Below are 14,641 nucleotides of genomic sequence, written 5' to 3' on the forward strand. Positions count from 1 at the left end.
GGCATGACATTTTTGTGAATAAGGTCCTCCTTCAGATCGCACAGAAGGAGGACCGGGCGATGTGCCGACAAATGGATGAGTACAATGAAAATAGGATATGCTCGTGTTTCTACCGAAGATCAGAAACTTGACCTGCAAATTCAGTCACTTAAGAAAGAAGACTGCAAAAGGATATTTACCGATCACGGCGTGTCGGGCGGATCATTCGACCGGCAAGGGCTCGACGAGGCTTTGGCCTTTTTAAACCCTGGAGACACGCTTGTTGTCTGGCGCCTTGACAGACTGGGGCGATCACTGATTCATCTGGTACAGTTGATGGAAAAACTGGGCCGGAATAACATCCACTTTCACTCGATTACCGAAGCGATCGACACCAGTTCTTCTGGAGGAAGGCTGGTATTTCACATGATGGCCGCCCTTTCGGAATTCGAACGATCGTTGATCAGCGAACGCACTCGCGCGGGCATGGCCGCGGCAAGGCTGGGCGGACGCCAGTTGGGCCGCCCTCCTATCTTGTCCGACGAGGACCTTCGTAAGGCGATCCAAGCAACAGCACAAAGGGGCGAACGTCTTGAGGATGTTGCCAAACATTATGGCCTCGCCCCGCGGGCTCTGCGCAGAATGATCCAGTCACGGTTGCGGAGGTTGAGCGCTTAGCGTTTGGTGGCGGCAGTTCGTGCATGAAAGCACGATAGCACGGCATCGCGCGTACAGGGCGAAGCATCTATTTGGCTATGGCGAACCGATTGGACGGGGCACCCGAACAAGGAAGACGGCGAAGGGACACACTAGATTCCCTCGCTATTGTGTAAGCGCAAGTCCCGTCTGAGAGACCATCAAGCCGCCTGGCGAAGCCCGGCACTCCCCTATAAATCAATGATCTCAATCATCACCGATGCAATGCGCAGTCGGAAGCCGGTAACGACGCTGATGAATGTGATCAATTCGCCTGTTTCTGCGCGCGAAGTGTCGATGATCGGATCCATGACCGCTCGGAACACATTGAGCCGCAAGACACAGGCCTCAAGGGAAATGGCCGGAGCATTTTGATAAGCATCGTTATGAGTGATCACCAGTCGTCCGCCCAAAGGGTCGGCGTGACCGTCGATCGTTGTATAGCCTGTAATACCGACATTGAGGCCGACGTCATCGAAATAGACCGAATGGGCCTCATCAAATGCGACGGCATCGACACCATCGCATCCGATGAGGGTCTTGATGTCCTCCGCCTCTCTCTTGTCACTGATCGCCGCTCTTCTTAGAGTTGCCAGAAAGGGATCCAGAAGGTAAACGGTTTTACGTCGTCTCATCCGATAATCCCGGACATTGGTCGCTGGTCGCTATACACTTTAACTGGTCGATCTTCTCTTATACATATAAGAATTTTGTCCGGGCATTTTATTCATAGCTTGGCTCCAACAAATGTTGCCTCAGTCCTGCGATATATTTGCGCAAGGTGCGAGAGGTTACCTGCAGACGCGCTGCCACGACAGCGTGGGATTCTCCAGCGGCAAGAGCCAAGGCCGCGGCGTCTATATCGGCGGCGCTGAGTGTTGGCTTGCGTCCGAGATGGACCCCCCGATTTCGCGCGGCAGCCATACCCGCTATGGTGCGTTCGCTGATCAGCGTCCGTTCGAACTCCGCCAGCGCTCCCATAATATGAAAGATGAGCCTGCCGCCAGATGAGGATGTGTCGATATTTTCCGTCAACGAACAAAACTGCGCGTCAAGCTTGCCGATTTCTTCCACAAACTGGATGAGCTTCGGCAGCGAGCGGCCAAGGCGATCCAGTCGCCAGACAATCAGTTTTCCTCCAGGATGAAGTGCGGACACAGCCTCCGCAAGCCCCGGCCTATCGAAGGCCTTGCCCGATATGCCGTAGTCGGCAAATATTTTATTGCAGCCTGCTTTCGAGAGTGCTTCGATCTGCAGATCCAGGTGTTGGTCTTCGGTCGACACCCTCGCATATCCTATCCTCATATCATTTTCCTTGCGTCAATCGCATCCTTTATCACTTGCATGTCTTCGGTATCCGCCTTCAGCACCCAAGCACGTCCGCCACGGAGGCCGTCGCCTCCAGCACGATTGGCAGTTGCTTTTTTGGCAAACGGAATTCGAAACGCCAGGCAAGTCATGGTTCCACCTCCTAAATAGAGTGCGGGCATGCTCATTGATGAAGGTCATGCCCAGACAGAGAATAGAATGGTCAGCAGCCAGGAGATCCCGTAACTCTGGACCTCGCCTCGAACATCGGGGACGCCCATCGTCCCTGCAATTCACCTTCGGCGCAGATTTGATTTTTCGCCCAATTGCCGGCCGCAATGCTGTTGGCGATCGGCTTTCCGGTCATATCTGACCCGCCCGGGCAGGCAGCTATCGGACGGCAAACACCGTCCACACAATCCCACCGAGACGGGGGACGTTCAGAAAAAGGGATGACAAGAGCAATGGAAACTGCGATGTGACAAAACGTGCCAACCTCAGCCGAAAATGCTTCGCATGTCAGCGAATACGCTTGCATTTTGCCAAGTTCCTGAATGGTCCACTACGCTTTAGATATTATCCGAGCTCGATATATCGCGGTGACGATGGCTGGCTCAATGAAACAATACATAGGAACATTCCAAATAAAGATGGGCACGAATTACATAATTTCATAATTCAATCATACACTTAACGACAAAATCTTAATATAAAATGAATATAAAATTAGTAAATATTACAATTTTTTGTACACGTTCAGAAATTTACAGAAATTTTAATAAACAATTTCTATTTCTTATTTGCGATTACCTGAGTAATAAGCCTGAGAGAGCCAGACTACAGGCGCGATACAAGCCAGAACCAATGTGGCGCCAGCGACGACGCGATCCCCACGCCGGCTAATGCTGACGCCAAAGGGCTTTTGGGCCGTGCCGGCACGATTGAGGGGCAAAACGCAAAAAAAGCCCCATGATGGGGCTTTGTTGGGATCACAGGGATCAGTGGTTGTGGTGGCCTAAGACCACCGAAACTTGCAATACCTTGAGATATGGAATTAGATCGAAAAACCCTCACTGCAGAGTGCCTTCAAAGCGGATGGCGTCAGGGCGCCAAGCGATAGATCGGACAGAAGATCATTGTCTGCTTCCAGATCGCGATCGATCGCAGCAGCGAACATCCGGATGCCGGCCTCGTGCAGAATGGCCGGGCGCCCGGCGATGCGGCCCAGAAGAACGGTCGGTAGAAGACCAAAGGGAACATCTTCGAGAATGTAGCGGCTGTCGGTGGTGGCAGGGCCGTAGCCACCGCGGCCTTCGCTGTGCATCAACTGATTCATCTGCGATACGGAGCCCATCGGCACGTGGAAGGACTGCGAGAAGTGCTCGCGCACGGTCTTTACCGTCAGGCCGAAGCTCGCGGCAATCGCCAGCCGCTCGGCATCAAGCGCCTCGATCAGATGACCGACGGCAGGCGTGACATGCTCACCCTGCCCCCAGGTTTCACCCTTCTCCATCCGCGTCAGGTTGAGCAGTGCGATACCAAGATGGTTTTGTGGATTGAGATTGGACAGCGCAATCGCGAGAAGCCCTTCGCGTTCCACGAAGCGGTCACCGAAGAGCGTCGTGCAGAGCGTATTACCCTCTTCAGCCGCGGCCTTTGGTAGCGTCGCAAAATCGACTTTCTGACGCACGGTATTGACGGAAACGCTGACACCATCAGGCTGACGGCGTCCGGTCAAAAGCGTCGTGCCCCAGACGATGATAGGCAGGGAGATCCCCTGCTCGGCGAGACGTCTCGAGAGATAGAGCGCGCCAAATGAGCTGTGCGAACTGATGATGACAGGCTGCCCCTCCTTGAGATGTGCCGAAAGCATATCGAAAACTGCGCGGTGGCCATTGGCGGGAAGCGCAACGATGACGACATCCGCACCGGAAACGGCATCACCACATGTTGAAGCAACGCCGACCGGCCCGGAATAGCTCACCGAGCCGGACGCAACCAGGTGACCTTTGCCCGCAAGGGCTTCGGTTCCCTTGCCCGAAGGCGACCAGAGGACCGGCATGTGTCCGGCCTCAGCCAAAAACGCCGCCATGCCGAAGGCGATGGAACCTGCTCCGAGTATAGCTATACGCATTTTTCCGTCCTTTCGATGGGTGCAGGCAACCTGCATAAGCTTGAAATTTAGAGACCTTTGTTGAACCTCGCGGAAAAAGACACGGTGCTGTTGCTGTTCCGTCACAGGTACGAATCGTACAAACTCTGTCTTTGCTCCCGGCGATGCCGATTGGCTGTGCAGCCACTTGCTCTGACTTTCACCCGTTTGAACTGTCGCTGTGCAGACGGCCCTCCTTTTGTGTCGCCGGCAGCAATGTCCCTGCTCGTTTGCATTTTTTTCGCGCGCACCTCTGCTGAAGGAGGCATCAATTCCCTCTCCACTCCGAAAAACAAAAAATTGTCTTTTGTCACTGGCGAAGATCATGCGTCTAATGCACAATAAATCTGTCATAATGCAAAGGGCGCATGATATCCATGGAGATACGCGAACTTGAGGTATTTTTAGCGGTCATGTCCGCCGGCAGTATCACGGGCGCGGCGCGTCTTCTCGATCGTTCGCAATCTCAGGTCACGCGGCTCGTCCAGGACCTGGAAACCTCCCTGGGCTTTGCTTTGTTCGATCGCAACGGCCCGCGGATCACCCCGAGCGACAAGGGCATCGCCTTTCACGCCGAGGCAGAACGCTTCATCAGCGGCATCGAACACCTGCGCGAACGCGCACGCCGAATTACGTTGAAAGAGCCCGATCCGATCGAGATCGCCTCGACGCAGGCCTTTGCCAGCGGCATCATTCCGCTGGCGCTGGCCGAGCTTCCCGAAGCGCTGCTGCCCCATACGATCTATTTGAGAAGCATGCCGGCTGAGGCGGCTGTCCAGGCTGTGCTCGCGCGAACTGCGGATTTTTGCGTCACGTCGCTTCCCGCGGAACAGCCCGGGCTGGAAGCGCATGGCATTTTCCAGGGGCGCTGTGTGGCAGCCGTCTCGCCGCAAGACCCGCTTGCGGCGAAAGATGTCATTTCAATATCTGATCTCGCCGGACGGAGCATTGTCACGCTGGCCAATCCTTTTCGCTTGAGACGGCGCGTCGATCATGCGCTGGAGGCTGCCAATGTCCGCGCCGGGCGCATCATTGCCACCAGTGTCGCCATGAATGCCATACAGATCGCGTCAACAGGCATGGCGATCGCCATCGTCGAACCGGCCACTGCTTATGGTTTGCGAACGTCAGACGTGACGGTTCGGCCCCTCGATATCGACATTCCGTTTCTCTGGGGAATCTTTTCGGCAGCGTCGCGACCGCTGTCGGCGACTGCGCAGGAACTGATCCAACTCGTTATCCGCATAGCGGCTGCCCGCATGCCCCATTTCACGGCACATGATCCAAGCAAGGCCGGCCAATGGGCAGACATGACCTACGGGGGAGGCTCCGACAAAGAGGTTCATTGACAAGAGTGTCGTCCCAATTGGCGGCACCGACGAATTGGCCAGCGTAAACGGCCTGACGACCGGACTGCAATAATCACCACGTCAAACAAGGAGAGTGCCATGAAAGATTTCGCAGCAACCCGACGGTCTACCCTTAAACTTCTGGCAGCCGGGACCGGCCTGCTCGCCGCACCGGGCATCATTCGGTCTGCGCGTGCGCAGAGCAAGGTGGTCAACATCACCACCTACGACAAGTTCGTACCACAGGAATTCATCGACCAGTTCCAGAAGGATACCGGTATTCAGGTGAACGTCCGCCTGACCGATGACCAGGGCAAGCAATACAACCTGCTATCCGCCGAAGGTGCCGCACCCAGCACCGATATCGTCACCGTCACCGGCCACCGCCTGTCGCAGTTTATTTCGTCGAACCTCCTTTCCAAGCTCGACACCGGCCGACTGAAGAACTGGGACAAGCTCGCCAGTGCCTACAAGGGTGCGCCGCAGCTGACCATCGACGGCTCCACCTACGGCGTGCCGCTGCTGGCCGGTTTCGAGGGACTTGCCCGCAACACCGAGTACACCAAGGCGTCGGACAGCTGGAGCATCATGTTCGAGGACGAGTTCAAGGGGCTGACCTCCTACATCGTCTCCGACTTCCTCTCGATCGTCATGCGCTATCAGGGCAATGACGGCGACTATGTGACCTACGAAGGCAAGCCCGACATCGCGACGGAGGCCACCAACAAGGCGCGCGACTATCTGATCGCCCAGAAGGACAAGGTGCGCAAATACTATGACGCCGGCTCCGAAGTGCAGCAGATGTTCCTGAACGAGGACATTTATGTTGCGCAGGCTTGGTCTGGCCCTGCCGCCAAGTTGATCATGGACGGTCACCCGATCGAACTGTCCGTGCCAAAGGAAGGCACCTATGGCTTCCTCTATTCCTTCAACGTGGTGAACAACGCGCCGAATGCCGATGCTGCCTATACCTTCCTCGATGCCATGCTGTCGTCTCCGGAAATCGGAGCGGCGATGACGCGCCAGTCAGGCTTTGCCTCGGCCTTCGACGGTGTCGACAAGGTGTTGAGCGATCGCGAACGCGCCGCCAATGCCCTGCCAGCGGAGCAGATGGAACGGGTCGTATTCTTCAGCTCCAAGAACCGCGCCATGAAGAACGAGATGATCGACAAGGCATCCGCGGAGGTCAAGGCCGCCTGAGGCGCTTCGAACCTCCTCCGACAGACGAGAACAAAACCGGCCCTAAAGGGGCCGGTCTATAACCAGAGCTTTCCAGAGCCGGGAACACGTGAATGGCGAATTCCACAATGACGCAGACGAGTAATACGGGGTCTCACGGCGCTCCGCGCTATGCCGGTTGGATCGGCAAGGTAGCCGGCTCCAGCCTCTACCAGATGACGATAGGTCTGGTGGCCAACAGCCGGCGTGCCCGGCTGGTGCTCCTGCTGGTGCTTCCGCTGACCTGGATCGTAATGCTGCATATCGGGCCGATCTATCAGATGGCGCGCATCAGCCTGATGAGTACCTATCCAGCGCCGCCGGTTGGTGGTGTCGACTACACGCTCGACAACTACTTGCTGTTCTTTCAGGAACCTCTGTATTTCATTCCCTTTATCAGAAGCCTGATCTTCGCCCTTGTGGTCACGACCGTGACGCTGCTGGTCGTCTATCCGGTTGCCTATTACGTGGCAAAGGTCGTCAAACCGAGAAACCGGACGCGCGCGCTGCTTCTGCTGCTGGTGCCGTTCTGGGCCGGCGAGATCATCCGCACTTTCTCCGTGATCATGCTTCTGGCCAATCGCGGTGCGGTGAACGTGCTTTTGCGGGAGTTCGGTTTCATCGACCGGCCGATCCCCATGCTCTACACCTATTTCTCGCTGTCCTTCGGCGTCGTCTACCTGATTTCGCTGTACATGCTGCTACCGCTCTACTCTGCGATAGAAAAGATTCCGGTGTCGCTGATAGACGCGGCATCAGATCTTGGCGCCGGTCCGTTCCAGCGGTTCCGTCGGGTGATCCTGCCATTGTCCCGGGACGGCATCGTCTCGGGCTGCAGCCTGGTCTACCTAACCTCGGTCGGCGTTTTTGCAGCGCCGCTGCTGCTGGGCGGGCCCAACACGGTGATCTTCCCGGAGATTATCGCCACCCTGTTCCATGGTTCCAGCGACAAATGGCCGGAGGGGGCTGCCTTTTCCGTGATCATGCTCGCCGTTTCGCTGTCCACGGTCGGACTGTTCATGCGGATCGTCGGCGGACGTTCCGTGCGGCTGATGTGAGGAAATGACAATGCGCGCCTATTTCACCGATGCTCCGAGGACAGCCCTTTCTGCTTCCTATTGGCTGTTCGTCATCTATCTGCTGCTGCCGCTGACCCTGATGATGGCGATGAGCTTCAAGGATGCCAATTTCATCGCCTTCCCGATCAGCGAATGGACGCTGAGCTGGTACGCCAAGGTGCTGCAGGACAAGCAGTTTCTCCACGCTGTGGGGTACTCCGTCCTGATTGCCAGCATGACCACGCTGTTTGCCACGATCATCGGCGTCTGGATCGCGCTTTTGATCTCGGCGGAAGGGATCTGGGGCCGGGCCGCAATCTTTGCGCTCGCCTGCCTGCCGGCCGTCGTGCCGGGCCTGATCAATGCCATTTCCATGCGCATCTTCATCCGCGTGCTCGACATTCCGACCGGAACTGGCGCGATTATCGTGGGTCATACGCTGCATGCCGTGCCTTTCGTTGTCATCATGGTGCTGACGCGGCTGCGCTCGATGCCGCACAACCTGATCGATGCCGCACGGGACCTCGGCGCGGATAATTTCATCGCCTTCATCCGCGTCACCATCCCTTATCTGACACCGGCGCTGGTCGGCGGGATGATCTTCTGCGTGCTGACCAGCATCGACGATTTCGTCCGCACCTTCTTCCTGGGTGGCTACCAGGCCACCTTGCCGATGCTGATCTTTGCCAAGGTGCAGAGCGGTATGTCGCCCGAAATCAACGCCATGGCGACGATCGTTCTGGTCGTCACCGCCGCCGTCGGCCTCTATGCCGAACATTTTACCCGCCGTTCAAGGACCTGACCGATGCCGCCAGTCGTACACTTCCGCAACGTCAACAAATACTACGGCACGGCGTTGGCCGTCGACAATCTCGACCTGGCCATCGACCCCGGCCAGTTCGTCACCCTTCTCGGCCCTTCCGGCTGCGGCAAGTCGACGACCCTGCGCATGCTCGGCGGGTTCGAGACACCGACGTCCGGGTCGATCTTTCTAGACGGCAGCGACATCACCCGCCTGCCGCCCAACAAGCGCAACGTCAACATCGTCTTCCAGGACTATGCCCTGTTTCCGCACCTGACGGTCGGCCGCAACATCGCTTTCGGTCTGGAGCTGAAGGGCATGGCCTCCGACGCCATCCACAAGCGCACCATGGAACTGCTCTCGCTCGTCAAGCTGCAGGATTTTGCTGATCGCACCCCCGATCAGCTCTCCGGCGGCCAGCGCCAGCGCGTGGCGCTGATGCGGGCGCTCGCGCCCAACCCGAACGTGCTGCTGCTGGATGAACCCTTGAGCGCACTCGACGCCAAGCTGCGCCAGCAGATGCAGATCGAGCTCAAATCGATCCAGCGGACCACCGGCAAGACCTTCCTCTTCGTCACCCATGACCAGGAGGAGGCGCTGACCATGTCGGACGTTATCGTCGTCATGAACAATGGCCGGATCGAACAGATGGGCGATCCCCATACGCTCTATTCCCGACCGCGCAGCCGCTTCGTTGCCAATTTCATCGGGGAGAGCAATTTCCTGGACGCCGAGATCATTTCGCTCGAGGGCGATCTCGCGGCACTGCGCTGGCAGGGCCATGTCATCCATGCTGCGCTAAACGGCACGTCGCCCAAGCCGGGTGAAACCGTGACAGTGGCGCTTCGACCGGAAGCGCTCCATTGCCTTGGTGCGGAGCCCAAGGACAGGCTGGGCATTCCAGGCCGAGTCAAGCAGCGCATTTTCAAAGGCAATCACACCTCTGTCACCATCGAACTTTCCGGCGGACAGGAGATCGTGGCGCAGCTCGACCCGGTTTCGTTGTCGCAGCTTACCGGCGACGACGTCTGGATCGGCTGGCGTGAGAGCGACGCCGTGGTGCTGTCCGACTGACGCAACCGCTGCGTTGAAATGATGAGAAGAAGCAATTTCGCGAATCCTGGAAAAGCGGAGGCGCGAGAATCTGAACACGAGACAGGACGAAACCATGACCATGCCACAGGCTTCCCGGCTTGAACAATTGAACGCAAGGGTGCGGCAGGACCTGGAATACCTCAACTACCCGCCAACCAATTGGTCCAAGCCTGTCACAGACGAGACCGGCGGGACGGTCAGCGACGTGGTGATCATAGGCGGGGGGATGTGCGGGCTGGTCGCATGGCTCTCCCTGACACGGGCCGGCATCGGCAACCTGCGGATCGTCGACCGCTCGCCCAAGGGCCTGGAAGGACCGTGGCTGACTTATGCCCGCATGGAAACGCTGCGCTCGCCGAAGAACCTGCTCGGTCCGGCGCTTGGCGTGGCATCCCTCACGTTCCGCGCCTGGTATACAGCCAATCACGGGGAAGCCGCCTGGGATGAACTGTTCCGCATTCCCCGTCCGATGTGGATGGAGTACCTCGCCTGGTATCGCGACGTGTTGGCCGTGCCTGTCGAAAACAGCACCCATGTGACCCGGGTCATACCGCGGCCGGACGGGCTGCTGGAACTCGAAATCGACCGCGGCCGCGCGACACCGATCGTGACCCGCAAGCTGGTCATGGCAACCGGCCGCGACGGGCTGGGCGGACCGAGCATTCCGGATTTCGTCAAAGGCATGCAGCGTCACGTCTCCTGGGCCCATTCGGCCGACGCGGTCGATTTCAAGGCGTTGAAAGGCAAGCGCGTCGTTGTGATCGGCGTCGGCGCATCAGCGGTGGACAACGCGGCCGAAGCGCTGGAGGCCGGGGCCGGCGAGGTGCGCCTTCTGGCGCGGCGCAAGCAGATGCCGACGATCAACAAGCTGATGGGTATCGGATCCTACGGCGTGACGGCGGGCTTCCCGCAGATTTCGCCGGAATGGCGCTGGCGGCTGATGGATTACTCCACCAAGCAGCAGACGCCGGCCCCGCACAATTCCACTCTGCGTGTCAGCCGCCACGCCAATGCCTTCTTCCACTTCGATTGCGGCATCGGCTCGATGAAGGAAGAAGGTGACGAAGTCGTCATCACCACCACCAACGGCCGCACATTCCGCACCGATTTCGTCATCCTCGGCACGGGCTTCGACATCGATCCGCTGAGTCGCAGCGAGTTGGAGCCGTATCGCGAGGCAATCGCCTGCTGGGAGGACCGCTACGTCCCGCCGGCCGGAGAGGAGAACCGCGGGCTCGGCCGCTTCCCCTGGCTAAACGACGACTTCTCCTTTACCGAGAAGGAGCCGGGCACGGCACCGTGGCTGAAGGACATCCACTGCTTCAACTATGGGGCAACGATGAGCCTCGGCAAGGTGAGCGGCGACATTCCAGCGATCAGCGAAGGCGCCCTTTGGCTTGCCCGCGGCATTGCCGGCCACCTGTTCATTCGCGACATCGACCATCACTGGCAGGAATTGCTGGCCTATGAAAAGCCGGAACTCGACGGTTCGGAATGGGTGGATGCCGATGCAGCTGTCGCCGAACAGAAGACTGCGTGAGAGGAAGCAGTGAGCATGCAAAAGACTGTCTACTACTACCACGCACTGAGTTCGCCCTGGGCCTATCTCGGCTGGCCCCAGTTCAAGGCAATGATCGAGAAGCATAACCTCCATGTCGTGGTGCGGCCGACCCGCATCGTGACAGAGAATGGCGGCGTGCCGCTGCGCTCCCGCCCGCAGCCGCGCCAGGATTATCACGCCGTGGAACTGGACCGCTGGCGCAAGCGGCTGAACATGCCGTTGGTGCTGAAGCCGAAACACTATCCGACCAACAACGAATACTCCGCCCGCATGGTGATCGCCGCCGACCGGCTGGGATTGCCGGCGCTGGAACTGAGCCACGCTCTGCTGCATGCGCTGTGGAGCGAGGAACTTGACGTCACGATGTCGTCGGTGCGCATCGACGTCGCCAACCGCCTGGGACTGGATGGCGCGAGGCTGCAGGCGATGGAAGGCGATCCCGCTGTCATGAAAGCATGGCAGGACAGCCAAGCGGAAGCCCAGGCTAAAGGCGTGTTCGGAACGCCAACGTGGATTTACAAAGACGTACTGTATTGGGGGCAAGACCGGTTGAGCTTTCTCGACGAAGCCTTGTCTGCCGACTGAAAGGAATGACCATGACAACATCCACCACGGTCGATGTCATCGACCAGGTATTGGGCCTGAAACCCACTTCGCCGCTGGCCGAACTGCGCGAGCAGCGCGCCAAGCTGAAGCACCTGACCCAGACGAGTTATGTGGCCGCCCTTCACCCGGCCGATCCGCGCAACTTTTCCTACGCCGAGCGGGCCGCGATCGCGGCACGGATGGCCGGCCTATGGAGGTCGACCGAGCTTGTCGCCCATTATAAAGCCTTGGCGAAAGCTGAAGGCGCCGCCGGGGACAGTCTCGCCATGGCCGAGCAGGGCTGGATGCCGGCGGATGAATCAGGCCGGATGGCGGCGGTCCTGCGCCATGTCGATCTGGTGACCCTGACGCCAAAGCAGGCGACGCGCTCCAACATCGAGGCCCTCACCGCGGCCGGCCTCGACGACCGGGACATCGTCACGCTGGCCGGGCTGATCGCCTTCGTCAATTACCAGGTGCTGGTGGTCGCCGGCCTCAAGATGCTGAGGGATAACTGACATGGCCGATGTTGTGCACGATTTCACGCTCGAATCGCTGGACTGGAACCCCTATGTCAAGCCGGTGGATCTGGCCACGGCCACGCCTGAGCAGTTGCAGGCACTGAAGGTCACGCCTTCGAACACCAAGATGTCAGCTTATGTTCTGGTGCTGGCCCAGGAGGCGGAAATCCTGGAGGAACGCACGCCGCTGTTCAACGACATCATGTACAGCGAGGGCGGACTGTCACGCGGCGGCCGCGAGATCGGCGCGCTCGCCGCGTCCTTCGTCAACCATTGCATCTACTGTGCTTCCGTTCACGCCAATCGCTATATCCAGCTGGAAAAGCGGCCCGAAGTCGTGGAGGAAATATACAGGAACGGATTGGATGCCGACCTGCCGGACTTTGAGCAGGCCCTGTTCAACTTTGGCGTGGATATGACCGCGCATCCGGACAATGTCGGCGTCTACCAGTTCTACCACCTGCGCGAAATCGGTCTCGACGACCTCCAGATACTGGACCTCATCCACTCGATCGCCATTTTCGGCTGGGCCAACCGCCTGATGCACACGCTCGGCCAACCACATCGGAAGGATTGAGTGCAAAACACCGGCACGAAAGGGCATGACGCCCCCGTCAGACCCTTCGAGATCGCCCATCGGGACGTTCTTAAGATCGCGATCCCGATGATGATCGCCTATCTCTCGACGCCCCTTGTCGGCCTCGTTGCAACGGGGGTGATTGCCCATATGGGCAAGGAGTCACTGGTTGGGGGCGTCGCGCTCGCAGCTGTTGTCTTTGACGTCATCTTCGTCACGTTCAACTTCCTGCGGGCCGCGACGACCGGTTTTACAGCCCAGGCACTGGGCGCCGGCGATCGAGTCGGCGAGCAGCGAGCGCTGGCCAGCGGCTTGATCATTGCACTGGTTGCGGGTCTTGTGCTCCTATTGCTGCAAGGTCCGATCGGCACTCTGGGCCTTGCCGCCATGGGCGCGCAGGGAGAGGTCGCGGAAGCGGCAGCGACGTATTTTCACTGGCGCATCTGGTCAGCCCCCTTCGTGCTGTTCAACTTCGTTGCCTTCGGCTGGATCATCGGCCGCGGCGAGGCGCTGTGGAGCATGCTGCTGCAGACATTGCTCAACGGCCTGAATGCCGGACTGGCCTATTACTGGGTGATCGGTCTCGGCTGGGGTGTGGAAGGCGTCGCCATCGCGTCGCTGGTGGCGGAAGCCGTGACTGCCCTGGCGGGCCTGTTCCTGATCCTGAAAAAGACCGATCACACCGCTTGGCGCCTGCCGGATCTTGCAGTGCTGAAACGGTCGTTCTCGGTCAACGGCGATATGATGATCCGATCGTTCGCGCTCCTGATCGGCCTTACGTTCTTTACCCGCCAGAGCGGTTTTCTCGGCATCGACGTGCTGGCCGCCAACACGATTCTCCTGCGCTTCTATTTTTTCGGCGTCGCCTTTCTCGATGGCGTTGCGACCGCCGCCGAACAATTGGCAGGCCGGGCAGTGGGCGCCCGATACAGACCCGCCTTCGACCGTACGATCCGGCTGACCACAATCTGGGGCCTGATTTTTGCAGCCGTTGTCTCGCTGGCTTTCTTCGCGGGCGGCGGATGGATCATCGAACTCACCTCACCAACCGCAGCGGTCACGGCGCTCGCCAAGTCTCACCTTTTCTATGTCGTCGCCCTGCCCTTTGTCGGGATCATCGCGTTCCAGATGGACGGTGTCTATATTGGCGCCACCTGGTCGCGGCAGATCCGCAACCTGATGCTGGCATCGCTCGTCGTCTATTTCGTAGCCTGGGCCATACTCCAGCCGCTGTTTGGCAATGACGGCCTCTGGATTGCCCTTCTCCTGTTTCAGGGCGCGCGCAGCATCGCCTTTCGCCTAATGCTGCCGAAGCTTGCAGCCGCCACATTCCGGTAAAGTAGGAGGCCAGCGAAAAACGGCGATACCAGCCAGACACGCGCTGTACGCGTTAAAACCTTGAGTTTGCCGGACTGATCGTGTTGCGCGGCAGAGGCTAGCGGCGACGCTCCTTGTTTTGCAACATTTCGAAATACTCGCACATTATCAGCAATTTCGTTGCCTTTGCGCTTGGGATGTTTAGCCCCGCAATATCGTATCGGCAGCCACCCCATTCATGAGACAGGACTGTGAAACTCTAGCAAGGGATGCAGCTTCTGCCATCATGTTGCGGGTGACCTTGCCCCGCTGAACTAATCCATTTTGAAGTAAGCTCTGGCCTATTGAGAGGACCAGAGAATGAAGCGCAACCGTTTCACAGACGAACAGATTATCGGCATACTGAAGGAGCACGAGGCGGGC

16 protein-coding genes are annotated in these 14,641 nt (G+C 58.6%); 11 read left to right on the forward strand and 5 right to left on the reverse strand.

The features are described from left to right. Positions 1-84: 84 nt before the first annotated feature. Positions 85-657: a recombinase family protein gene (locus HGO38_RS21680; RefSeq protein ID WP_250957984.1), complete on the forward strand. Its 573-nt coding sequence runs from the start codon at positions 85-87 to the stop codon at positions 655-657. A 209-nt stretch (positions 658-866) separates the two neighbouring features. Here the strand turns inward: HGO38_RS21680 and HGO38_RS21685 are convergent, their stop codons facing one another. The 4 genes from HGO38_RS21685 to HGO38_RS21700 all read right to left on the reverse strand — a co-directional run bounded on the left by HGO38_RS21685 (position 867) and on the right by HGO38_RS21700 (position 4,117). Then, a complete protein-coding gene (locus HGO38_RS21685) occupies positions 867-1,310 on the reverse strand; it encodes a hypothetical protein (RefSeq protein WP_250957985.1) in 444 nt (147 codons plus the stop codon). Between the two features lie 88 nt (positions 1,311-1,398). Then, entirely contained in the window at positions 1,399-1,980 is a 582-nt protein-coding gene (locus tag HGO38_RS21690) for a recombinase family protein (RefSeq protein ID WP_250957986.1), read from the reverse strand. Beyond that, positions 1,977-2,135: a hypothetical protein gene (locus HGO38_RS21695; protein WP_250957987.1), complete on the reverse strand. Its 159-nt coding sequence runs from the start codon at positions 2,133-2,135 to the stop codon at positions 1,977-1,979. Before HGO38_RS21695 ends, HGO38_RS21690 begins: the two co-directional genes overlap by 4 nt. 902 nt (positions 2,136-3,037) lie before the next feature. Next, on the reverse strand, positions 3,038-4,117 hold the full coding sequence (locus HGO38_RS21700; protein WP_250958005.1) for an NAD/NADP-dependent octopine/nopaline dehydrogenase family protein: 1,080 nt from the start codon (positions 4,115-4,117) through the stop codon (positions 3,038-3,040). Positions 4,118-4,503: 386 nt separating this feature from the next. On the opposite strand from HGO38_RS21700, the gene HGO38_RS21705 reads away from it, so the two are divergent. The 10 genes from HGO38_RS21705 to HGO38_RS21750 all read left to right on the forward strand — a co-directional run bounded on the left by HGO38_RS21705 (position 4,504) and on the right by HGO38_RS21750 (position 14,239). Continuing rightward, positions 4,504-5,484: a LysR family transcriptional regulator gene (locus tag HGO38_RS21705; RefSeq protein WP_250957988.1), complete on the forward strand. Its 981-nt coding sequence runs from the start codon at positions 4,504-4,506 to the stop codon at positions 5,482-5,484. Positions 5,485-5,583: 99 nt separating this feature from the next. After that, positions 5,584-6,684, forward strand: coding sequence for an extracellular solute-binding protein (locus HGO38_RS21710; RefSeq protein WP_250957989.1), 1,101 nt, complete (start codon positions 5,584-5,586; stop codon positions 6,682-6,684). Positions 6,685-6,776: 92 nt separating this feature from the next. Further along, entirely contained in the window at positions 6,777-7,760 is a 984-nt protein-coding gene (locus HGO38_RS21715) for an ABC transporter permease (RefSeq protein ID WP_250957990.1), read from the forward strand. 10 nt (positions 7,761-7,770) lie between these two features. Next, on the forward strand, positions 7,771-8,562 hold the full coding sequence (locus HGO38_RS21720) for an ABC transporter permease (RefSeq protein ID WP_250957991.1): 792 nt from the start codon (positions 7,771-7,773) through the stop codon (positions 8,560-8,562). A 3-nt stretch (positions 8,563-8,565) separates the two neighbouring features. Continuing rightward, positions 8,566-9,636, forward strand: coding sequence for an ABC transporter ATP-binding protein (locus HGO38_RS21725; RefSeq protein WP_250957992.1), 1,071 nt, complete (start codon positions 8,566-8,568; stop codon positions 9,634-9,636). 94 nt (positions 9,637-9,730) lie between these two features. Next, entirely contained in the window at positions 9,731-11,197 is a 1,467-nt protein-coding gene (locus HGO38_RS21730) for an NAD(P)-binding domain-containing protein (RefSeq protein ID WP_250957993.1), read from the forward strand. Between the two features lie 15 nt (positions 11,198-11,212). Continuing rightward, a complete protein-coding gene (locus HGO38_RS21735) occupies positions 11,213-11,803 on the forward strand; it encodes a 2-hydroxychromene-2-carboxylate isomerase (RefSeq protein ID WP_250957994.1) in 591 nt (196 codons plus the stop codon). 11 nt (positions 11,804-11,814) lie between these two features. Continuing rightward, positions 11,815-12,321: a CMD domain protein gene (locus HGO38_RS21740; protein WP_250957995.1), complete on the forward strand. Its 507-nt coding sequence runs from the start codon at positions 11,815-11,817 to the stop codon at positions 12,319-12,321. Between the two features lies 1 nt (position 12,322). Continuing rightward, a complete protein-coding gene (locus HGO38_RS21745; protein ID WP_250957996.1) occupies positions 12,323-12,901 on the forward strand; it encodes a peroxidase-related enzyme in 579 nt (192 codons plus the stop codon). Further along, positions 12,902-14,239, forward strand: coding sequence for an MATE family efflux transporter (locus HGO38_RS21750; RefSeq protein WP_250957997.1), 1,338 nt, complete (start codon positions 12,902-12,904; stop codon positions 14,237-14,239). It begins immediately after the preceding gene. 180 nt (positions 14,240-14,419) lie between these two features. Here the strand turns inward: HGO38_RS21750 and HGO38_RS21755 are convergent. Next, on the reverse strand, positions 14,420-14,641 hold a 222-nt coding region (locus HGO38_RS21755; protein ID WP_250957998.1), incomplete at its 5' end, for a hypothetical protein.

Source organism: Rhizobium sp. CG5 (genome assembly GCF_023701945.1).
Lineage (GTDB): Bacteria > Pseudomonadota > Alphaproteobacteria > Rhizobiales > Rhizobiaceae > Allorhizobium.

What these genes read in the sequence shown, in the direction of transcription:
- HGO38_RS21735 (WP_250957994.1), top strand. Translation starts at nt 11,213, where the DNA reads ATGCAAAAGACTGTCTACTACTACCACGCACTGAGTTCGCCCTGGGCC.
- HGO38_RS21695 (WP_250957987.1), bottom strand. Translation starts at nt 2,135, where the DNA reads ATGACTTGCCTGGCGTTTCGAATTCCGTTTGCCAAAAAAGCAACTGCC.
- HGO38_RS21715 (WP_250957990.1), top strand. Translation starts at nt 6,777, where the DNA reads ATGGCGAATTCCACAATGACGCAGACGAGTAATACGGGGTCTCACGGC.
- HGO38_RS21680 (WP_250957984.1), top strand. Translation starts at nt 85, where the DNA reads ATGAAAATAGGATATGCTCGTGTTTCTACCGAAGATCAGAAACTTGAC.
- HGO38_RS21720 (WP_250957991.1), top strand. Translation starts at nt 7,771, where the DNA reads ATGCGCGCCTATTTCACCGATGCTCCGAGGACAGCCCTTTCTGCTTCC.
- HGO38_RS21730 (WP_250957993.1), top strand. Translation starts at nt 9,731, where the DNA reads ATGACCATGCCACAGGCTTCCCGGCTTGAACAATTGAACGCAAGGGTG.
- HGO38_RS21740 (WP_250957995.1), top strand. Translation starts at nt 11,815, where the DNA reads ATGACAACATCCACCACGGTCGATGTCATCGACCAGGTATTGGGCCTG.
- HGO38_RS21700 (WP_250958005.1), bottom strand. Translation starts at nt 4,117, where the DNA reads ATGCGTATAGCTATACTCGGAGCAGGTTCCATCGCCTTCGGCATGGCG.
- HGO38_RS21725 (WP_250957992.1), top strand. Translation starts at nt 8,566, where the DNA reads ATGCCGCCAGTCGTACACTTCCGCAACGTCAACAAATACTACGGCACG.
- HGO38_RS21705 (WP_250957988.1), top strand. Translation starts at nt 4,504, where the DNA reads ATGATATCCATGGAGATACGCGAACTTGAGGTATTTTTAGCGGTCATG.
- HGO38_RS21690 (WP_250957986.1), bottom strand. Translation starts at nt 1,980, where the DNA reads ATGAGGATAGGATATGCGAGGGTGTCGACCGAAGACCAACACCTGGAT.
- HGO38_RS21685 (WP_250957985.1), bottom strand. Translation starts at nt 1,310, where the DNA reads ATGAGACGACGTAAAACCGTTTACCTTCTGGATCCCTTTCTGGCAACT.
- HGO38_RS21710 (WP_250957989.1), top strand. Translation starts at nt 5,584, where the DNA reads ATGAAAGATTTCGCAGCAACCCGACGGTCTACCCTTAAACTTCTGGCA.
- HGO38_RS21745 (WP_250957996.1), top strand. Translation starts at nt 12,323, where the DNA reads ATGGCCGATGTTGTGCACGATTTCACGCTCGAATCGCTGGACTGGAAC.